The sequence below is a fragment of the Lentzea sp. NBC_00516 genome (assembly GCF_036346835.1).
Classification (GTDB): Bacteria; Actinomycetota; Actinomycetes; order Mycobacteriales; family Pseudonocardiaceae; genus Lentzea; species Lentzea sokolovensis.
The window spans coordinates 5,929,612-5,949,179 of sequence record NZ_CP107840.1 but is presented as its reverse complement, the minus strand read 5'-3'; the positions used below and the strand labels follow the sequence as shown (position 1 = coordinate 5,949,179).

Below are 19,568 nucleotides of genomic sequence, written 5' to 3'. Positions count from 1 at the left end.
CGCGAAACCGGGCAACGAGATCACAACCCCGGCGCGAACACGTGCCGGGGTTGTGCCAGCCTGGGGACGTGACGACTAGGGCCGCAGCGTGGCGAGCAGGGCGTCGGTGAGGTTGGGCGCCAGCTCGGGGTGCTCGACGACCTCCTCCGGCACCTCGACCGTGCCGCGCAGCCGCAGCAGGCAGGAGACCGAGCCGTCGCGCAGCACCACTGCCACCAGGCGGGCCTCGCGCCGCGCCGGGTGTGCGGCCGCGAACTGGCGGGCCGCCTCGTCGTCCAGGTCGCCGTGGCTCAGTTCCGTCTCCGCCTCCGGGGGCAGCACGACGATCTCCTGGGCCAGGGCGCAGCCGGTGACGGCCGGGGGCCATTCGATGCCCGCGAGCGCGTCGGCCAGGTCGCCTTCCAGGGCGTCCTGGGCGATCGGGGTCAGCGGGCTCGCCTCGGGGTCGAGCTGGCTGCGCAGCTCCGGCTGCTGGTCGATCAGGTCTGAGGTCGCCACGAGGGCGAAGAGTTGCGGAGGCTGCTCCCAGCCGCCTGCCGCTACGAACTCCTCAACCTCGCGGGCGACCGTCGGGAGGATGACCGCTGGCGTTTCACTCGCTGACACGCGTGTCATCGTAAGACTGCGGGCTTCACGGGAACCCAGGGCGTCGTCCGTAGAGTTGGACTAAACGTACGTAACGAAATACCGCGATCCAGGAGCGTGCCTCGTGGCCACACGGCCTCCGGTCGGACTGCCGAAACTGTCCCGGCGAAGCCGAATACTGCTCATCGTAGGTGTTGTGCTCCTGTTCGGTCTCATCACGGGATCGCGGCTGCTCGACACCTACGTGAACTGGCTGTGGTTCGGCGAGGTGAAATTCCGCGACGTCTACAGCACAGTGCTGCTCACCCGGCTGGCCTTGTTCGTGGCCGTCGGGGCCGTCGTCGGCGGAATCGTCGCGCTCAACCTCTACCTCGCCTATCGGGCCCGGCCGGTGTTCGTGCCGGTGTCCGGTCCTGACGACCCGGTGGCGCGCTACCGCACCGTCGTGATGGGCCGGGTCCGGTTCTTCGCGATCGGCATCCCCGTGTTCGTCGGGTTGATCGCGGGTGCGTCGGCGCAGGACGACTGGCAGCAGATCCAGCTGTTCCTGAACTCCGAGCCGTTCGGCGTGACGGATCCTCAGTTCAAGCTCGACATCGGCTTCTACGCGTTCCAGCTGCCGTTCTACGAGTGGCTGCTGTCGTGGCTGTTCATCACGGTCGCGGTGTCGTTCATCGGCGCGGTGATCGCGCACTACCTGTTCGGCGGCATCCGGCTGGCCGGTCGCGGCGGTCAGCTCTCCGGCCCCGCGCGGCTGCACCTGGCGCTCGTCGCCGGCACGTTCGTGCTGCTCAAGGCCGTCGCGTACTTCTTCGACCGGTACACGCTGCTGCTGCACGAGAACGAGAAGTTCGTCGGCGCGAGCTACACCGACCTCAACGCGGTGCTGCCGGCCAAGCTGATCCTGCTGTGCATCGCGGTGTTCTGCGCCGTCGCGTTCTTCGCGGGCGCGTTCATGCGCAACGTGCAGCTGCCCGCCATCGCGACCGTCCTGCTGGTGCTGTCGAGCGTGCTCGTCGGCGCGGCGTGGCCCGCGGTGCTGGAGCAGTTCTCGGTCAAGCCGAACGCCATCCAGAAGGAAGCCGAGTCGATCACCCGCAACATCGCGGCGACACGGCAGTCGTTCGGGCTGACCGACGACAAGGTCGAGACGAAGCCCTACGAGGGCAAGCAGAACGTCAGCAACGACCAGGTCAAGACCAACGACGCGGCCACGCTCGGCAACATCCGCCTGCTCGACCCGGCGGTGCTGTCGCGCACCTTCACGCAGTTCCAGCAGCTGCGGCCGTTCTACGGCTTCCCGAACAAGCTCGACGTCGACCGGTACACAGTGGACGGGAAGCTGCGCGACTACATCGTCGCGGTGCGCGAGCTGAAGCTCGACAGCCTGCCGCAGGGCCAGCGCGACTGGATCAACCAGCACCTCATCTACACGCACGGCAACGGCTTCGTCTACGCCGAGGCGAACAAGGTGAACGCGGTCGCCGACGAGTCCAACGGCGGCTACCCGGACTTCAAGACCGGTGAGGTCAAGTCCAACGGCGACGTCGGCAACGTGCAGAACGGCATCAAGGTCGACCAGCCGCGCACCTACTACGGCGAGCTGTTCGGCCAGAACGACTACTCGATCGTCGGCGGCCGCCCGGCCGGTTCGGCGGCGGAGTACGACACGGACGCCAAGTCCTACACCTACACCGGCACCGGTGGCGTCCCGATCGGCGGCCTGTTCGACAAGCTCGCCTTCGCGGCCTACTACGGCGAACGCAACATCCTCTTCAACCAGTCGATCGCGGACGACTCGAAGATCCTGTTCAAGCGCACCCCGCGCGACCGCGTGCAGGCCGTCGCCCCGTGGCTCACGGTGGACAGCGACCCGTACCCGGCCGTCGTCAACGGCCGCATCACGTGGATCGTCGACGGATACACCACGCTGGAGAACTACCCGTACGCGCAGCGCACCCAGCTCGGTGACGCGACGAACGACTCGCTCACCGCGGACGGCGTCGTCATCTCGCAGGTCAACAAGCCCGTCAACTACATCCGCAACTCGGTCAAGGCCACTGTGGACGCCTACGACGGCTCGGTGAACCTGTACCAGATCGACGACAAGGACCCGGTCCTCAAGGCGTGGATGGGCGTCTTCCCGAACACGGTGAAGCCGGGAAGCGAGATCTCGAACGAGCTGCGCCAGCACTTCCGCTACCCCGAGGACCTGTTCAAGGTGCAGCGGCAGATCCTGTCGAAGTACCACGTCTCGTCGCCGTCGGACTTCTACTCCGGTGTCGCCTACTGGGCACCGCCGCAGGACCCGACGATCGACAACGTGACGACGGCCGACGCCCAGCGCGACGCGGCTAGCAAGCGCAGGGACGCCCAGCCGCCGTTCTACGTCCTCGCCGGCGACCCGAGCGACCCGAGCAAGGTTCGCTTCCAGCTGACCAGCCCGCTCGTGCGTGAGAACCGCGAGTTCATGGCGGCTCACGTCTCGGTCGGATCCGACCCGGACAACTACGGCAAGATCAGCGTCCTGCAGCTCAGTCAGGACGCCAAGGGTCCGCAGCAGATCCAGACGCAGTTCCTCACGTCGGACAACGTCAGCCGCGAGCTCAACCTGCTGACCCAGCAGAAGACGACCGTCGTCTACGGCAACCTGCTCACACTTCCCGTGGGTGGAGCGCTGCTCTACGTCGAACCCGTCTACATCGAGCGCGCGTCCAACAACACGTCGTACCCGCAGCTGTCCAAGGTGCTCGTCTGGTACGGCGACCGGGTCGGCTACGCGTCCACGTTGAACGAGGCGCTGGACCAGGTCCTCAGCGGTGCCGGCGCGGTCGTGCCGCCGCCGAGCGACAACAGCAACGGCAACGGCCAGACCTCCACGCCGCCGTCGACCACGCCGCCGGCCAACGGGGCACTGAGCCCTGAGCTGCAGAAGGCGGTCAACGACATCGACGCGGCGCTGGCCGACATCAAGAGGGCCCAGTCGAGCGGGAACTTCACCGAGCTCGGCCAGGCCTACTCGAAGCTGGACGACGCCACGAAGAGGTTCAAGCAGTACAACACCGCTGCCGCGACCCCTCCGACGGGCCAGTCGTCGGTTGTGCCGAGCCCCACACCGTCCGGCTGACCATACGATTTGCTTTATCCGCTCCACCCCGCGTAAGGTTCTATTCATACCGACGCGGGGTGGAGCAGCTCGGTAGCTCGCTGGGCTCATAACCCAGAGGTCGCAGGTTCAAATCCTGTCCCCGCTACTGAAGCAAGAAGCCCGGAGCCATCAGGTTCCGGGCTTCTTGCTTTAACGCAACTACGTCGACAACTACATCCACGACCACGCCGGCCGCGGTTCCTCGCCGCAACTGGCGCCTACGGCACCCGCACTGCCCCTGAACTGCGAAAACCTCGTTTAGAGGGGGTGGTAAAAACGGGTTCTCAGAGGGTGTATAGTTCTACTTACAACAGCAAGACAAGCAAGAAGCGGCGCGGGGTGGAGCAGCTCGGTAGCTCGCTGGGCTCATAACCCAGAGGTCGCAGGTTCAAATCCTGTCCCCGCTACAAAGTAGGGAAAGTCCTGTTCGCGGATATCGCGAACAGGACTTTTTCGCATTTACATTGGGGGCGGAGCCCCCAAACCCCACCCTGGGGGCAAGCCCCCAGGCCCCGTAGGTGGCCAGTTGGGCGAGCCCCCGGACTGCGTGGGTGGGTGGCTGGGCGGGGTCGTTCAGGTCATGTTCTCCGCCCAGTACTGGGCACACAGCATGCTGGAGCAGATGCGGCCCTCGCCGTTGACGGTGCGGTGCTTGCGGATCTGTTTGCCGCACACCATGCACTCGTCCTTGCCGGCCTGCTCCGGGATGCCGCCCGTCACCCACGCCCTCGTGTGCGCGGCCACCTTCTTGTGGTCCAGCCACTTCAAGTTCAGGTTCTTCATGGGTCCCCGACCTCCGTCGTCTCGCACCGCTGCCTGGCAGTGATCATTTTCCCGCAACGGCGGGCGCGGGAAAGGGGTCTGCGCGGACATCACCAGGTCGTGCGACGAACGCCCCCGACCGTCCATTCGAGTGGCTCCGGCCGGTGAGACTCGTACCGCCGATCGAGTGAGAGCGGGGGACTTTCGTTTCTGCGAAAGGACTTTTCCATCCGGGATGGACACGGACGGTCAAGCGGCCAAACGCGTGAGGCTCGAAAACTGCCGCTTACTCAGCGAGACTTTTCGTTGCTCCGCATGGCCCATCAGACTAGCCCGGTGATCAGCCACTGTGGACAGAACGGCTGACCATTGTGGACAGCTTCCCCCAGACGTGGGAACGTTGTCGTTGTGTCAGACCTGAATGCGACCGCAGCCGCCCTGCTCGGGCTGCTGCACGACGGACCCAAGACCGGTGGCCAGTTGGTGGCGGAAGCAGGAGACCGCTTCGGCGCGTTCTTCAGCGTGACCCGCTCCCAGGTGTACCGCGAGCTGCCCGCGCTGGCTGACCAAGGCCTGCTGCGCCTCGGCAAGCAGGGACCGCGGTCCAGCCAGCAGTACGTGCTGACGGCCGCGGGCAAGAAGGCCTTCAAGAACTGGCTGCTGTCCGAGCCTGGCCCGGACCACCTGCGCAGCCCGCTCATCCTTCGTCTGGTGCACGCCGGTTCGCTGACCGCGAAGCAGCGTGAATCCCTGATCACGACCGCGCGCTCGACGTACGGTCAGGAACAGGAGAGCGCGAAGAGCGCGGCCAAGACGGCGGAGGACCCCTACGCCAAGGCGGTGGCCGAGTTCGGTCTCGCTCACGCCAAGGCAGTTCTCAAGCTGCTCGACGCCATTCCGACTGCTTAAGGAGAGCGCCAGCAAGCACCGGTCGCCAACCGTGACCGGTGCTGGCGTAATCTTTTTGCGTGAACCCGGACGTCGAAGCAGACATCAAGGACCTCTCCGCCACTCTTTCGAGCATCGAGGCGGTGCTGGACCTCGATGCGTTGCGCGCCGCTGTCGCGGACCTGGAGGCGCAGGCGACCCGCCCCGACCTCTGGGACGACCAGGAGAAGGCGCAGAAGGTCACCAGCGCGCTCTCCCACAAGCAGGGTGAGCTGCGTCGTGTCACCAACCTGCGTGAACGCCTCGACGACCTCCCCCTGCTCTACGAGCTCGCGGAAGAGGCCGAGGACGCGGACGCGGCGGCCGACGCCGACAACGACCGCGCCAAGCTGCGTGACGAGATCGCCAGCCTCGAAGTGCGCACGCTGCTGTCCGGCGAGTACGACGAGCGCAACGCGCTGATCACCATCCGCGCCGAGGCCGGTGGCGTCGACGCCGCGGACTTCGCCGAGATGCTGCTGCGCATGTACTCCCGCTGGGCTGAGCGTCACAACTACGGCGTCGACGTGTTCGACACGTCCTACGCCGAAGAGGCGGGCATCAAGTCCGCCACGTTCCGCATCAGCGCCCCGTACGCCTACGGCACGCTGAGCGTCGAGCAGGGCACGCACCGTCTCGTGCGCATCTCGCCGTTCGACAACCAGGGCCGCCGCCAGACGTCGTTCGCCGGCGTCGAGGTCGTGCCGGTCGTCGAGCAGACCGACCACGTCGAGATCGACGAGAAGGAACTGCGCGTCGACGTCTACCGCTCGTCCGGCCCCGGTGGCCAGGGCGTCAACACGACGGACTCGGCGGTGCGCCTCACGCACATCCCGACCGGCATCGTGGTGTCCTGCCAGAACGAGCGCTCGCAGCTGCAGAACAAGGCCACGGCCATGAACGTCCTGCAGGCCAAGCTCCTCGAACGCCGCAGGCAGGAGGAGCAGGCCAAGATGGACGCGCTGAAGGACTCCGGCTCCAGCTGGGGCAACCAGATGCGCTCCTACGTGCTGCACCCGTACCAGATGGTCAAGGACCTGCGGAACAACCACGAGGTCGGCAACCCGTCCGCGGTGCTCGACGGTGAGATCGACGACTTCCTCGAGGCCGGCATCCGGTGGCGCAAGCAGTCCCAGCAGGGGTAACCGAGTTCAAGACCCTGGCCTACGAAGCCGCCCACCGAACCGGTGGGCGGCTGACGGCGTTCACGCCCGCTCTGGACGTGACCCCGAACTTCCACCAGGCGCTCATCACCTACCGCGACCGCACGGTCGCGATGCTCTGTTCGCGTGACGACGGCTCGGTCGTGATGACCGAGTCCTTTGGCGTGCGCTCTGGCTGGTCACTGGCCTTCGTTGACGAACCGGAACTCGCTGCCGTGGTCAGGCGGTCCGAGGGCTTCACCGTGCTGTCCAAGGCCGACGCGGAGCGACCGTTCAACCACCCGGATCACCCTCATGTGTCGGGGCGCGATCTGGCCTGCTGGAAGCCTGAAAACACCGGTCAGGCCCTCTTCCACTGGTGGGACTGACCGGCCGTTCCGGTGCGGAAGTTAACCGGAACGGGGGCTTTACCCCGGCCATGAGTAGACTCGCGCCTCGTGATTCGTCTCGAACACGTTTCCAAGGTCTACAAGACCTCCACGCGTCCTGCGCTCGACGACGTGTCCGTCGAGATGGAGAAGGGCGAGTTCGTCTTCCTGATCGGTCCTTCGGGGTCCGGCAAGTCGACGTTCCTGCGTCTGCTGCTGCGCGAAGAGGTGCCGACCAGGGGACGCGTCTACGTCTCCAACTTCGACGTCGCCAAGATGTCGCGTCGCAGGGTCCCCCGCCTGCGTCAGTCCATCGGCTGCGTGTTCCAGGACTTCCGTCTTCTGCCCACGAAGACGGTCGCCGAGAACGTCGCGTTCGCGCTGGAGGTCATCGGCAAGCCCCGCAACACCATCGTCAAGGTGGTGCCGGAGGTGCTGCAGCTGGTGGGCCTCGACGGCAAGGAGGACAGGTTCCCGACCGAGCTGTCCGGTGGTGAGCAGCAGCGTGTCGCGATCGCCCGTGCGTTCGTGAACCGCCCGCTGGTGCTGATCGCCGACGAGCCGACCGGAAACCTGGACCCCGACACGAGCCAGGACATCATGTTGCTGCTGGAGCGGATCAACCGCACCGGCACGACCGTCATCATGGCCACGCACGACCACGGCATCGTCGACTCGATGCGCCGCCGAGTGGTGGAGCTGTCGTACGGCAAGGTCGTCCGTGATGACGCGCGCGGCGTTTACGGCGTTGGCCGTTAAGCGTCCCTAAGCCCCCGAACCCCAAGGAACCCCGCCCCCGATGCGTACCAGCTTCGTGTTCAGCGAGGTCATCACCGGACTTCGCCGGAACGTCACGATGACGATCGCGATGATCCTCACGACCGCCATCTCGCTCGGGCTGCTCGGCGGTGGCCTGCTCGTCGTCCGCATGGTCGACAAGATGCAGGCCAACTACGCGGGCAAGCTCGAGGTCTCCGTGCTGCTGACGAACGATGTCAGCGCCAACGACAAGGACTGCACCCAGCAGCCGTGCGCGGGCCTGCGTTCCGCCCTGGAGCAGACGTCCGGCGTCGAGACCGTGGTGTTCCAGAACCGCGACGAGGGCTTCGAGCGCTTCAAGAAGATCTTCGAGGCCCAGCCGGAACTGCTCAAGCTCGCGCGTCCGGAAGCCATCCCGGCGACGTTCCGCGTGAAGCTCGAGGACCCGGAGCGCACCGACGTCATCAAGCAGGCCTTCGAGGGCAAGCCCGGTGTGAAGGGCGTCGACGACCAGGGCAAGTTCCTGGAGCGGTTCTTCGAGGGCCTCAACGGCATGCGTGACGTCGCTCTGATCCTCGCGCTCATCCAGGCGTTCGCCGCGCTGTTGCTGATCTCGAACACCATCCAGGTGTCGGCGTTCACCCGCCGCGTCGAGGTCGGCATCATGCGACTGGTGGGCGCGACCCGGTGGTACACGCAGTTGCCGTTCCTCATCGAGGCGGTCGTCGCGGGCATCATCGGCTCGGTCACCGCGGTCGGCGGCCTGGTGCTGTTCAAGGCGTTCTTCCTCGACCGGATCACCAGGAACCTCACCGAGTCGGGCATCATCCCGCCGATCGGGTATCTGGACATCCTGATCGTGTCGCCCTGGCTGTTCCTCGTCGCGATAGTCATCTCGGCGACCACCGGCTACGTGACACTCCGTCTCTACGTGCGGCTTTAAGAGTTTTGCGAACCACTTAGACTGGTCGTCATGGTCAAGGAACGCGGGCAGAAGGTCATCGCGTCGAACCGCAAGGCTCGGCACGACTGGTCCATTCTGGACACCTACGAGGCGGGCATTCAGCTCGTCGGCACCGAGGTGAAGAGCCTGCGCATGGGACGGGCGTCCCTGGTGGACGCCTTCGCCCAGGTCGACGACGGCGAGATCTGGCTGCACGCGCTGCACATCCCGGAGTACGTCGCGGGCACCTGGACGAACCACGAGGTCCGGCGCAAGCGCAAGCTGCTGCTGCACAAGAGCGAGATCGAGCGGCTGATCGGCAAGACCAAGGAGTCCGGTCTGTCGCTCGTGCCGCTGCAGATGTACTTCAAGGACGGCTACGTCAAGATCGAACTCGCGCTGGCGAAGGGCAAGAAGTCCTACGACAAGCGCCAGGACCTGGCGAAGCGCGACGCGAACCGCGAGATCGCGAAGGCGCACGGACGGGCGTTGAAGGGTCGTTACTGATGGCACTGGTGGACGTCCACGTCCACTTCATGCCGCAGAACGTCCTGGACAAGGTCTGGTCCTACTTCGACCGCGTGCGCGAATCCGGTGTCGACTGGTTCATCCAGTACCGCACGGACGAGAACGCCCGGCTCACCGCACTGCGGGAGCTGGGCGTCGTCGCGTTCGCACCCCTGCTCTACCCGCACAAGCCGGGGATGGCGCAGTGGCTGAACGAGTGGGTGGCCGACTTCGCCGCGCGAGTGCCCGAGGCGGTGCCGACGGGCACGTTCTACGCGGAACCGGGCGCCGAGGCGTACGTGCGCAAGGCCCTGGAGGCCGGTGCGCGGTGCTTCAAGTCGCACGTCCAGGTCGGTGGCTACGACCCGCGTGACGCGCTGCTGGACGGGGTCTGGGGCCAGCTCGCGGAGGCCGGCGTGCCGGTCGTGGTGCACTGCGGCGACGGGCCGATGCCGGGCGAGTTCACCGGGCTCGGCGTCTTCGAGGAAGTGCTGAAGAAGCACCCGCGGCTGACGGCGGTCATCGCGCACGCCGGGATGCCGGACTACTCAGGAGCGTTGGACCTGGTCGAGCGCTATCCGAACGTGCACGTCGACACCACGATGGTGGGCGTTCCGTTCACCGAGCGGATGGTGCCGTTGCCGGCCGACTGGCGTTCCCGGATCGCGGGGATGGCAGACCGGGTGGTGCTGGGCACCGACTTCCCGAACATCCCGTACCCGTACGACGTGCAGATCGACGCCATCAGGTCGTGGGGCCTGGACGCCGCCGCCGAGCAGGCGATCCTGCACGACAACGGCGCCCGTCTGCTTCAGCTGTCGAGATAGGCGAGCACGGCGCGCACCCGGCGGTGCTCGGAGTTCGACGGCTCCAGGCCGAGCTTGGCGAAGATGTTGCCGACATGCTTCTCGACGGCGCCGTCGGACACCACGAGCGTGTTGGCGATGGCCGTGTTGGACAGGCCCTGCGCCATCAGCCCGAGCACCTCGCGTTCGCGGGGCGTCAACTTGTCGACGGGGCTCTTCTTGCTGCGCACCATGAGCTGTGTGATCACCTCGTGGTCGATGCTCGTGCCGCCGTCGGCGACCCTCCGCACCGCGTCGACGAACTCCTTCACGTCCGCCACCCGTTCCTTGAGCAGGTATCCGACACCGCTGGCGCCGCCCGCGAGAAGCTCCACGGCGTAGCGCTCCTCGACGTACTGCGACAGCACCAGCACCGGCAGCCCCGGAAAGCGGCGGCGGCACTCGATAGCGGCCCGCAGGCCCTCGTCGGTGAAAGTCGGCGGCATCCGCACGTCCACCACGCACAGGTCGGGCCTGTGCTCGGTCACGGCGTCCAGCAGGTCGTCGCCGTTCTCCACCGCCGCGACGGTCTCGATGCCCTCGTCGGCGAGCAACCTCTGCACGCCCACCCTCAGCAGCACCGAGTCCTCGGCGATCACCACGCGCACGGCAACTCCGCTCGAATAACGGTCGGCCCACCAACGGGGCTGACGACGACAACCACACCGTCGATCGTGGCAGCACGGTCCGCGAGCCCGGCGAGTCCGCCGCCCGGCTTCAGCTCCGCGCCACCCTGACCGTTGTCGGTGACCTCGACCAGCACCCCGGTGTCCACCCTGTTGACCCGCACGGTCGCCCTGGTGCCGTTGGAGTGCTTGGTGATGTTCGTGAGCGCCTCGCCGACGGTGAAGTACGCGGCGCTCTCCACCGATGTCGGCGGCCGCGGTTCCACGTCCACCTGCAACTCGACCTCGATCGGCACACGGGCGGCGAGCGCGGACAGCGCGGCGTCGAGCCCCCGGTCACCCAGGACCGACGGGTAGATGCCCCGCGCCAGGTCCCGCAGTTCCTTGATGGCGAGCTTCGCGTCCGCGTGCGCCTCCGCGATGAGCTCCGCCGCACCCTCCGGGTCGGTGTCCATTTTGGACTTCGCCCGGCCCAGCCCCATCGCCACGGCCACGAGCCGCTGCTGCGCGCCGTCGTGCAGATCGCGTTCGATGCGCCGGCGCTCCGCCTCGGCCGCCTCCACGCCGCGGGCCCGGCTCGACGACAGCCGCTCCGCCTCGATCGCCAGCGCGTCGGCCCGCGTCGGCCCGAGCATGCCCCGCGCGAACTTGCCGTGCACCGTGCCGAGCGCCCTGGTACCGAGGACGGCGAACGGGATCAGCGCCAGCCCGATCAACGAGACGGGCAGCGCCGACACGAACGAGTCGATCGTCCAGAACTCGCCGACGATCACCGCGAACGGCGCCTCGCCGATCCAGAACGGCACCGCCATGAACGCCGCCACCACCACCCACATCGTGAGGACGGACGCGAACTCCACGATGCCGATCGGCAGCAACAACAACAGGTACCCGTAGTCGCGCCAGGTCGCCGGATCGGTGAACTGCGCCTTCCAGCGCTGCCACAGCGTGACACCCGGCGGCGCGTCCCGGTACGGGCTGGGGATGTCCGTGCGCAGCGCCGCCCTGACCCACGACCGCTCCATCGTCGCGCCACCCCGCACGACGTTCATCGCGAGCCACAGCAGCGGGATGCCCACCCAGACGATCGCGGTCGCGAACCCGACCACGGTCAGCACGACCGCGAGGGTGAACCAGAAGATGCCGGTCACCAGGTTGGTCAGCAGGTAGAACCCGGCTGCGAGCGCGTTCGGTTTCCTCATGACGTCCATGGTGTCGTTCCCGCTGGTCAGAGACCATCTGGCTAGCTATCCGGTCGGAGGTGGGGACAGCCCTACCTGCCTCGGGAAGAACTCAGTGGCCGCAGTCGTTATGCTATGCGTACCACTACAAGGGGGTGAACGGTTTCGACTGTGGACGTTGATTCAGGGGAAGCGTGTCGGTGCAGGCGAGAGACCACCGTTAAGCGTCATCGCAAACCAATAAGCGCCACGTCTAACGACAAGCGCACCGCGTACGCTCTCGCTGCCTGACAGCGGAGCTAGCGGTTGTCGGCCTAGGAGTGCCTTCGGCCTAGTTCCCGGCATCAGCTAGAGGGCTTACCTGCAGTCTCGGTCGCGGAGACTGTTCGGGAAACTCACAGCGACTGGGCCCGTCACACCTGCTCGTTCGCGTGACAGGTGGGGTCAAGCAGAGACACAGCGGACTGCGCACGGAGAAGCCCTGATGAACCGGCACAGGACCCGGGTTCGATTCCCGGCACCTCCACTTCGGTGGGCGGCGAGTGCTCGCACCCTGCGGGCGCTCGCCGTTCCTCGTTTTCGGATGTCTTCTGGGGGCCGAGCCCCCAGACCCCCACGCCGGGGGCAAGCCCCCGGACCCCCGGCCGCCTTGTCGCTTCGCGACCTTGGCGGCCCATCCGGGCTACTGGTTGCCGTCTACGTAGTAGATGTTGGCCACCGTGAAATCTGGTTCGGCTGAGGTTGCGCCTGTTGCCAGGGCTGCTACGGCCAGCAGGGTCAGGCCTAGCCAGGTGAAGATCCGCATGTTGGTTCCCTCCGTGCTTTTGTGTGCTTGGCACGGTAGTGGGCTGGGCTTGCAGGGGTTCTGGAATCCGCAGGTCAGGGTAGGCGGTGAAGATGCTTGGTCTGAATGATGTCGGCGAGAGAGGCCAGGAAGTCCGGGGCGTCGAACATCGCGCCTGCTGACGCGACGCCGGTGAGGTTGTAGCGGTTGGTCAGGAGGCGTTCTGCTGCTTCTACTGCCAGAGGGGCGCTCACGGCGTAGATGTCCTTGCCGGAGGCGGTCAGACGGCGTTCTTCGCCGGCCCTGCGGACTCGGACGTCCACCTCGAAGGTCTCCGGGGTCTGTCGGGCTTCCGCGGTTTGGAGGCCGGTGGCCGCTTCCGTTGACATGTAGCTGGTCACCGACGGGATCTTCAGGTGGCTGGGGACCGTGACGATGTCGGCCATCGAGAACTCGGCGATCACCTGGCGCTCGCCGTCCGGGAAGTCCCACTTCAGGGTCGGGCGCGGGGTGTCGTGGTGGTACTGGAGTTCGCCGTCGCGGAACCGGACGCGCTGGTTGTCGCGTCGGTCGCGGGAGACCTGACCTGCGGTGATGGTGCCTGCGGTGGGTTGCCAGCCGCTGAGGCCGTAGGCGATGTGCACCTCGTCCGCCGTGGTCCAGCCGACCATCGCGGTGGTGATCAGGAGGTCGGCCAGACCGCCGAAGAAGGCCATCGCGGGTACGGCCGGGATCGAGGCGCCGCGGGCGAACGTGTCGGCGTTCGCCTCGATCTCGGCCGCCACGTCGACGTACGGGATGCCGGCGCGTTCGGCGGCGGCGATCAGCGGGAGAGCGGTCGTTGCGAACGGGCCGGCCGTGTTGATCACCGCGTCGGCGTTCGTCAGGGCCTGGTCCAGGGCCGTGGGGTTGTCGGCGGTGGCCTGGGCGCGGCCGAACGGGAGTGGGGTGTGGCCGCGCTTTTCCAGTTCTGCCAGGACGAAACGTCCCGTGTGGCCCGACGCGCCGTAGACCGCGATCTTGTGTCCCATGTGGACTATTCAAGTGCTGGGGCCGGGGTGGGGCTAGTGTCTGGAACGACACGATGCGTACAGTTTCGGACATGCTGGCGTTTGCTGTGACGGACGGGATGCTGCACTTCGAGCTGACCGCCACCTACGAGATCTTCACCGCTCCGCAGCTCGGTTATCGGGTCCAGGTCTGCGCGGACGGTCCGGTTCGTCTCGGCAAGTTCACGCTGGAGCCGGACCTGCCGCTCGATGAGTTGCGGAGGGCGGACACGGTGATCGTGCCCGCGATCGAGGACGTGGACGAGCCGCTCAGCCCCGCGCTCGTTCAGGCTGTGAAAGCGGCTCACGACAAAGGGGCGCGGATCGTGTCGTTGTGCACGGGGGCGTTCGTGCTGGCCGAGGCGGGGCTGCTCGACGGGCTTCGGGCGACGACGCACTGGGGGCACACCGACGAGCTGGCCAGGCGGTATCCGCGGGTCGAGGTCGACCCGGACGTGCTGTACGTCGACAACGGGCAGGTGCTGACGAGCGCGGGCAAGGCGGCGGCGATCGATCTGAGCCTGCATGTGATCCGCAACGACTACGGCGCCGCCACGGCCAACACGGCGGCGCGCAGGCTCGTCGTGCCGCCGCATCGGGACGGCGGGCAGGCTCAGTTCGTGCTCGCGCCGGTGCCGTCCGGGGAAGGGCATCCGCTCACCGAGCTGTTCGACTGGGTGTCGGCGCGGTTCGACCAGATGATCACCGTGGAGGACATGGCTCGGCAGGCCAGCATGAGTTCGCGGCACCTCGGGCGGTTGTTCAGGGCCGTGACGGGCACCACGCCGTTGCAGTGGCTGCACACCCAGCGGATCCGGCGCGCGCAGGAGTTGCTGGAGATGACGGACGACAGCGTGGACCAGATCGCGGAGGCGTCCGGGATGGGCACGGCCACGACCTTGCGCCGGCACTTCCACCGGACCGTCGGTGTGCCACCGGACACATATCGCCGCACGTTCCGCCCCGTTGGTGGCCGCTAGATGCATCGGTGAGCGTTAGGTTGTCCTGATGAGCAACGAACAGCGCATCGGGGCGCGGGTGTTGCGGCGCAAGCCGATCGACCAGCTGACTCATCCTGGCAGCGAGCTCAAACGCACGATGGGCGTCGGGCACCTCACGATGATCAGCATCGGGGCCACGCTCGGCACCGGCATCTTCGTCGTGCTGGGGGAGGCGGTGCCGCTCGCCGGGCCCGCCATCGTGCTGTCGTTCGTGCTGGCCGGCATCACCGCGTTGTTCTCCGCGCTGTCCTACGCCGAACTCGCGGGCCTGATCCCCGCGTCCGGTTCCTCGTACTCCTACACCTACGCCACGCTCGGCGAGATCGTCGCCTGGGTCTGCGGCTGGTGTCTTGTCCTCGAATACGGGGTCTCGGTCGCCGCGGTCGCGGTCGGGTGGGGGCAGTACGTCAACGAGTTGCTGCACCTCGTGACGGGACTGCGGATTCCGGACGTGCTGAGCCAGCCGCCGGGTGCGGGCGGGGTCGTCAACATTCCGGCCGTGGCGATCGTGGTCATCGCGATGCTGGTGTTGCTCGGTGGCTCCAAGGGCAGTGCGCGGACGAACACGATCCTGGTCTGGATCAAGATCGGTGCGCTGCTGATGTTCTGCGCCGTCGCGTTCACCGCGTTGAAGGCCGGCAACCTGCAGCCGCTGTTCCCGTTGGGGCTGGCAGGGATGAGCGCCGGCGCGGCCACGTTGTTCTTCTCCTACATCGGGTTCGACGCCGCGTCGACCGCGGGCGAGGAGGCCAAGAACCCGCAGCGCGACCTGCCGCGCGCGATCATCATCTCGCTGGTGGTGATCACCGCGCTGTACTGCGCGGTCGCGCTGGCCGCCGTGGGGGCCATGCCGTGGCAGACGTTCGAGGGCACGGAGGCGGCGCTGAGCCGGGTGCTGACCGACAACGTCGACGGCGCGATCTGGCCGATCCTGCTGTCGATCGGCGCGGTGGTCGCGACCACGTCGGTGGTGCTGACCGTCCTCTACGGACAGACGCGAATCCTGTACGCCATGTCGCGCGACGGGCTGGTGCCGTCGATCTTCGCGAGGCTGAGCCCGAAGACCGGGGTGCCATTCGTGAACACGGTCGTCGTCGGCCTGTTCATCGGTGTGCTGGCCGCGTTGGTGCCGCTGGGGTCGCTGGCCGACGCGACCAGCATCGGCACGCTGTTCGCGTTCGGGCTGGTCAACATCGCGGTGATCATCCTGCGCCGCACCGAACCGGACCGCAAGCGCACCTTCCGGGTGCCGTTCTCGCCCGTGACGCCGTTGGTGGGCCTGGCGTTCTGCGTCTACATGATGTTCAGCCTCGGGCTGGACACGTGGATCGCGTTCCTCGCCTGGATGGTCCTCGGGTTCGTCATCTACTTCGGGTACAGCGTCAGGAAGGCACGCCTTGCGGTTCCAGGTGATCAGTGACGTCGCCGGCATCGCCCGCGCCGCCAGGTACTACGCCGAGGTCTGGGACACCACCGAGGACGTCCTGTCCTCGGAGACCCTGCACTGCGTCCGGCATTCGGGTGGCGCGACGATCGGGGCGTTCGACGGCGACGAGTTGATCGGCGCCACGACCGGTCTCTTCTGCCCGGACGGCTCGGTGTACTCGATGATCGCGGCCGCGCGGACCGGTGTCGGGCATCCGTTGAAGCTCGCGCAGAAGGACTGGGCGGTCGGACTCGGCGCGAAGTCGATGCGGTGGACCTACGACCCGCTGGTGTCGCGCAACGCCCGGTTCAACCTGGTCAAGCTCGGCGCGGTCGTCACCGAGTACACAGTGGACTTCTACGGGCCGATGCGCGACGGCGTGAACGACGGCGACGAGACCGATCGGCTCACCGTGCGCTGGGACCTCACCGAGTCCCGCGAACCGCACGAGTCGGTGCCCGTGGGCGAGGTCACGAAGACCGCGCCGGACGGGGAACCCTTGGCGCGCACGGACGGCGAACGGATCTGGTGCCGGGTGCCGCGTGACGTCGTGCAGGTGCGCAAGGAATCGCGGGATCTTGCCAAGCAGTGGCGGGAGGCGGTGCGCGAGGTGTTCGTCGACGCCTTCGAACAGGGCTACGTCGCCACGTCGATGTCCCGCGAGGGCTGGTACGAGCTGGAGCGCCGATGAGGATCGAACGGATCGAGCTGCTGCACGTCGCGATTCCGCTGGTGTCGCCGTTCCGCACGTCGTTCGGGACGATGACGACCAAGGACACGTTCCTGCTTCGGGTCGTCACGGACGCGGCGGAGGGCTGGTCGGAGTTCGCGGCCGACCCGGCGCCGCTGTACTGCTCGGAGTTCGTCGGCGCCGCGGAACTGGTGCTGGAGCACCACCTCGTGCCGCGGGTGACGCCTGAGATCACGGCCGCGGAGGTCGCTCCCAGGACCGAGGCGGTCAAGGGCCACAAGCTCGCCAAGGCCGTGCTGGAGACCGCGATCCTGGACGCCGAGCTCCGGTCGTTCGGGATGCCGCTCGGCACGTTCCTCGGCGCCACGGCCGCGAAGGTGCCCGCCGGGGTGTCGGTCGGGATCAAGAACTCGATCCCCGAGCTGATCAGCGACGTCGAGGGCTACCTGGCCGACGGCTACGCGCGGATCAAGCTCAAGATCGAGCCGGGCTGGGACGTCGAACCGGTGCGGGCCGTGCGCGAACGCTTCGGCGACATCCTGTTGCAGGTCGACGCGAACACCGCGTACACGCTGGCCGACGCCGAACACCTGCGGAGGCTGGACGAGTTCGGCCTGCTGCTGATGGAACAGCCGCTCGACGAGGATGACATCCGCGGGCATTCGCTGCTCGCGCAACAGATCAGCACGCCGATCTGCCTGGACGAGTCGATCACCTCGGCCAGGGACGCGGCGACGGCCATCGCGCTGGACGCGTGCCGGGTGATCAACGTCAAGCCCGCGCGGGTCGGCGGTTACCTGGAGGCGCGCCGGATCCACGACGTCGCGGTGGCGCACGGGATCCCGGTGTGGTGCGGCGGAATGCTGGAGACCGGCATCGGGCGCGGGCCGAACCTCGCGCTGGCCGCGTTGCCCGGATTCGTGCTGCCCGGCGACGTCTCGGCGTCCCGCCGCTACTTCGCCGAGGACCTCACCGAACCGTTCGAGCTCCGAGACGGCCACATGCACGTGCCGACGGGGCCGGGCATCGGCGTCGAACCGATCCCGGAGACGGTGAAGCGCTTCACGACCGCGACGAAGGTCCTTTACGCCAAGGACTGAAGCTCACGGGCCAGGTTGGTTCGCGCGGCGGCGTCCCAGAGCTGCCGCGCGGGCTCGGTCACGAACAGCACCTCGCGGTCGAGCAGCGTCTTCACCACGCGGCTGCGGCCCGCGCGCCACGCCGGGTCGTCGTACTGCGAGTACTCCTGGCGCACGGCCTGGCTGTAGCGCTCGTAGTGCTCCGGTTCCGAGCCGAGGATGGCCAGGTCGGCGTCGAGCAGCACGTGCGCCAGCGGGTCGCTGGAGGAGTGCGTGATCGTCGCCAGCACCAGGGACTCCACGCGCGCGATGTGCTTGTCCTCCACCCCGGCCAGGCGTTCTCGCGCCCAGGCGGCCGACGCGCGTTCGTCCTCGCCGGGCTTGCCGTCGTAGATCACGTCGTGCGCGCAGGCCGCCAGCGCCAGGATCGAGCGCTCCTCCACGGTGAACGCGAACGCGTCGGCCAGCGCCGACGAGTCGCGGACGACGGACATCACGTGGAAGGTGTTGTGGTAGGTCCGATGCGGTTCGGCGTAGCGCTCCATCAGATCGCCCGCGTCCGGTGCGCCACCGAGCGTGCGGACCGCGTCGTCCCAGATCCGTCTCACCGCGCCAGTTCCTCCTCGACGACGTCCGCGGCAGCCGCGCTGCCGCCCGCCTGGTGAATCATGCGCCGCATGTCCTTCACCCGCGCGGAGATCGCGGAATCCGACGTCAGCTGACTCACCAACGAGCGCACCCCCTCCACGGTCACCGTGTCGAGCAGCACACCGAGCCCGAGTTCCTCGACGCGCTGGCCGTGCAGCCGCTGGTCGGTCATGTGCGGCACGACGATCATCGGAACACCGTGGTGCAGCGCCTCCATCACACCGCCCATGCCGCCGCGCGTGATGAACACGCCGGCGTGCTCCAGGACGGCCAGTTGCGGCACCTCGTCGTGCGTTTCGACATTCATCGCGGGACTCAGGACGTTGCCCTTCGTGACGAGGTGCCACGGCATTCCGCGTGCCGCGTCCGCGCAGATCTGCGTGCCGGTCGTCGCGAGCACCACCGGCCGGTCGGGCGGCGGTGTCCACGTGCCCTGGAACGTGCGTTCGGTCAGGCACGGGCCGGTGAAGGTGAAGCGCTCGTCGAACGTGTGACCCTCTGGCTGGAATTCCCTGGGGAACAGGGCGATCCGGCGGCGAGCACCCGAGACGAACTCCGGCAGCGAGCTGCCGAGGAAGCCGTGGACCCTGGTGAAGAACCTGATCGCGGCCCGGTCGAACCGGCGCGGCGGCACCACCGCGGTGCCGAGCGACCAGTGCTCGTTGCTGGTCAGGAGGACTTCCAGCAGCACGTTCCGCACGTCCAGGCGGTGCGCGATGACACCGCCCGACCAGGCCGCGATGTCCCACGCGATGACGTCCGGCCGGTCGTCGCGGAACGTGTCCTCCAGCTGCGGCAACGCCGACTCGGCCTCGGTGAGCGCGAGCTGCGCGGCGTCGTAGAGCGACGCGGGCAGCTCGTCGGGGAGCGTCGACTCGTAGTGGATCGCGGTCGCGCCGCACTCCGCGATGGCGGGGGCGAACCGCGCGGTGACCGGACAGCTCACCCGGTGGCCTCGGCGCACCAGCTCGGCGATCAGCCCGAGCGCGGGCAGGACGTGTCCGCGCTCAGGCATGAGGAAGATCGCGATATGAGCCATAGACCAGAATAACGTTGTTCGATTCCTAATGGTTCAA

Annotated in this window: 20 protein-coding genes, 2 tRNA genes and 1 other RNA gene; 15 read left to right on the top strand and 8 right to left on the bottom strand. The window is 67.4% G+C overall.

Translation table 11 applies throughout. The features are described from left to right. Positions 1-75 precede the first annotated feature (75 nt). Positions 76-615 carry a PPA1309 family protein gene (locus tag OG205_RS26610; protein WP_319977897.1) on the bottom strand — a complete coding sequence of 180 codons (540 nt, stop codon included), beginning with the start codon at positions 613-615 and terminating at the stop codon, positions 76-78. A 94-nt stretch (positions 616-709) separates the two neighbouring features. Between OG205_RS26610 and OG205_RS26605 the strand changes: the two genes are divergently transcribed. The 3 genes from OG205_RS26605 (at position 710) to OG205_RS26595 (ending at position 4,140) form a co-directional block, all read left to right on the top strand. Further along, positions 710-3,712, top strand: coding sequence for a UPF0182 family protein (locus OG205_RS26605; protein WP_330270776.1), 3,003 nt, complete (start codon positions 710-712; stop codon positions 3,710-3,712). A gap of 53 nt (positions 3,713-3,765) precedes the next feature. Further along, positions 3,766-3,839: transfer RNA gene (locus OG205_RS26600), tRNA-Met, on the top strand. Between the two features lie 227 nt (positions 3,840-4,066). Then, positions 4,067-4,140, top strand: a tRNA-Met gene (locus OG205_RS26595). A 166-nt stretch (positions 4,141-4,306) separates the two neighbouring features. Here the strand turns inward: OG205_RS26595 and OG205_RS26590 are convergent. Then, the gene (locus OG205_RS26590) at positions 4,307-4,516 is read right to left on the bottom strand and encodes a hypothetical protein (protein ID WP_089922009.1); all 210 of its coding nucleotides are present in this window, start codon (positions 4,514-4,516) and stop codon (positions 4,307-4,309) included. 387 nt (positions 4,517-4,903) lie between these two features. Here OG205_RS26590 and OG205_RS26585 point away from each other — a divergent pair, with 387 nt between their 5' ends. From OG205_RS26585 to OG205_RS26555, 7 genes are all read left to right on the top strand, one after another. Then, positions 4,904-5,404, top strand: a complete 501-nt coding sequence (locus tag OG205_RS26585) for a PadR family transcriptional regulator (RefSeq protein ID WP_030470382.1) — start codon at positions 4,904-4,906, stop codon at positions 5,402-5,404. 59 nt (positions 5,405-5,463) lie between these two features. Then, positions 5,464-6,567: a peptide chain release factor 2 gene (gene prfB / locus OG205_RS26580; protein ID WP_330270775.1), complete on the top strand. Its 1,104-nt coding sequence runs from the start codon at positions 5,464-5,466 to the stop codon at positions 6,565-6,567. Continuing rightward, a complete protein-coding gene (locus tag OG205_RS26575; RefSeq protein ID WP_330270774.1) occupies positions 6,540-6,953 on the top strand; it encodes a hypothetical protein in 414 nt (137 codons plus the stop codon). Before prfB ends, OG205_RS26575 begins: the two co-directional genes overlap by 28 nt. A 69-nt stretch (positions 6,954-7,022) precedes the next feature. After that, positions 7,023-7,712: a cell division ATP-binding protein FtsE gene (gene ftsE, locus OG205_RS26570; protein ID WP_030470385.1), complete on the top strand. Its 690-nt coding sequence runs from the start codon at positions 7,023-7,025 to the stop codon at positions 7,710-7,712. A 40-nt stretch (positions 7,713-7,752) separates the two neighbouring features. Continuing rightward, positions 7,753-8,655 carry a permease-like cell division protein FtsX gene (gene ftsX / locus OG205_RS26565; protein WP_319977901.1) on the top strand — a complete coding sequence of 301 codons (903 nt, stop codon included), beginning with the start codon at positions 7,753-7,755 and terminating at the stop codon, positions 8,653-8,655. Between the two features lie 30 nt (positions 8,656-8,685). Further along, the gene (gene smpB / locus OG205_RS26560) at positions 8,686-9,162 is read left to right on the top strand and encodes an SsrA-binding protein SmpB (RefSeq protein ID WP_330270773.1); all 477 of its coding nucleotides are present in this window, start codon (positions 8,686-8,688) and stop codon (positions 9,160-9,162) included. Beyond that, the gene (locus OG205_RS26555; RefSeq protein ID WP_330270772.1) at positions 9,162-9,989 is read left to right on the top strand and encodes an amidohydrolase family protein; all 828 of its coding nucleotides are present in this window, start codon (positions 9,162-9,164) and stop codon (positions 9,987-9,989) included. The genes smpB and OG205_RS26555 overlap by 1 nt, the downstream gene beginning before the upstream one ends. On the opposite strand, the gene OG205_RS26550 is transcribed toward OG205_RS26555, so the two are convergent. Both OG205_RS26550 and OG205_RS26545 read right to left on the bottom strand, forming a co-directional pair. Beyond that, entirely contained in the window at positions 9,974-10,615 is a 642-nt protein-coding gene (locus OG205_RS26550; protein ID WP_319977903.1) for a response regulator transcription factor, read from the bottom strand. The genes OG205_RS26555 and OG205_RS26550 overlap by 16 nt on opposite strands. Beyond that, on the bottom strand, positions 10,603-11,844 hold the full coding sequence (locus OG205_RS26545) for a sensor histidine kinase (protein WP_442916589.1): 1,242 nt from the start codon (positions 11,842-11,844) through the stop codon (positions 10,603-10,605). Before OG205_RS26545 ends, OG205_RS26550 begins: the two co-directional genes overlap by 13 nt. Positions 11,845-11,965: 121 nt before the next feature. On the opposite strand from OG205_RS26545, the gene ssrA reads away from it, so the two are divergent. Continuing rightward, positions 11,966-12,343, top strand: a transfer-messenger RNA (tmRNA) gene (ssrA, locus tag OG205_RS26540). A 153-nt stretch (positions 12,344-12,496) separates the two neighbouring features. Here the strand turns inward: ssrA and OG205_RS26535 are convergent. Further along, positions 12,497-12,619, bottom strand: a complete 123-nt coding sequence (locus OG205_RS26535; RefSeq protein WP_330270770.1) for a hypothetical protein — start codon at positions 12,617-12,619, stop codon at positions 12,497-12,499. Between the two features lie 74 nt (positions 12,620-12,693). After that, on the bottom strand, positions 12,694-13,629 hold the full coding sequence (locus OG205_RS26530) for a saccharopine dehydrogenase NADP-binding domain-containing protein (protein WP_330270769.1): 936 nt from the start codon (positions 13,627-13,629) through the stop codon (positions 12,694-12,696). Positions 13,630-13,682: 53 nt separating this feature from the next. Here OG205_RS26530 and OG205_RS26525 point away from each other — a divergent pair, with 53 nt between their 5' ends. The 4 genes from OG205_RS26525 to menC are packed head-to-tail and all read left to right on the top strand — an operon-like array spanning position 13,683 to position 17,865. Beyond that, positions 13,683-14,627 (top strand): GlxA family transcriptional regulator, encoded by a 945-nt coding sequence (locus OG205_RS26525; protein ID WP_330270768.1) that lies wholly within the window; start codon positions 13,683-13,685, stop codon positions 14,625-14,627. Positions 14,628-14,655: 28 nt separating this feature from the next. Next, positions 14,656-16,068: an amino acid permease gene (locus OG205_RS26520; RefSeq protein WP_330270767.1), complete on the top strand. Its 1,413-nt coding sequence runs from the start codon at positions 14,656-14,658 to the stop codon at positions 16,066-16,068. Beyond that, complete coding sequence (locus OG205_RS26515; protein ID WP_330270766.1) at positions 16,046-16,765, top strand: hypothetical protein; 720 nt, start codon at positions 16,046-16,048, stop codon at positions 16,763-16,765. The genes OG205_RS26520 and OG205_RS26515 overlap by 23 nt, the downstream gene beginning before the upstream one ends. Next, positions 16,762-17,865 (top strand): o-succinylbenzoate synthase, encoded by a 1,104-nt coding sequence (gene menC / locus OG205_RS26510; protein ID WP_330270765.1) that lies wholly within the window; start codon positions 16,762-16,764, stop codon positions 17,863-17,865. Before OG205_RS26515 ends, menC begins: the two co-directional genes overlap by 4 nt. On the opposite strand, the gene OG205_RS26505 is transcribed toward menC, so the two are convergent. Together OG205_RS26505 and OG205_RS26500 are read right to left on the bottom strand one after the other, a co-directional pair. Beyond that, complete coding sequence (locus tag OG205_RS26505; protein ID WP_330270764.1) at positions 17,850-18,452, bottom strand: HD domain-containing protein; 603 nt, start codon at positions 18,450-18,452, stop codon at positions 17,850-17,852. The two genes, menC and OG205_RS26505, sit on opposite strands and share 16 nt — an antisense overlap. Further along, positions 18,449-19,507: a macrolide family glycosyltransferase gene (locus OG205_RS26500; RefSeq protein WP_330270763.1), complete on the bottom strand. Its 1,059-nt coding sequence runs from the start codon at positions 19,505-19,507 to the stop codon at positions 18,449-18,451. Before OG205_RS26500 ends, OG205_RS26505 begins: the two co-directional genes overlap by 4 nt. Positions 19,508-19,568 lie beyond the last annotated feature (61 nt).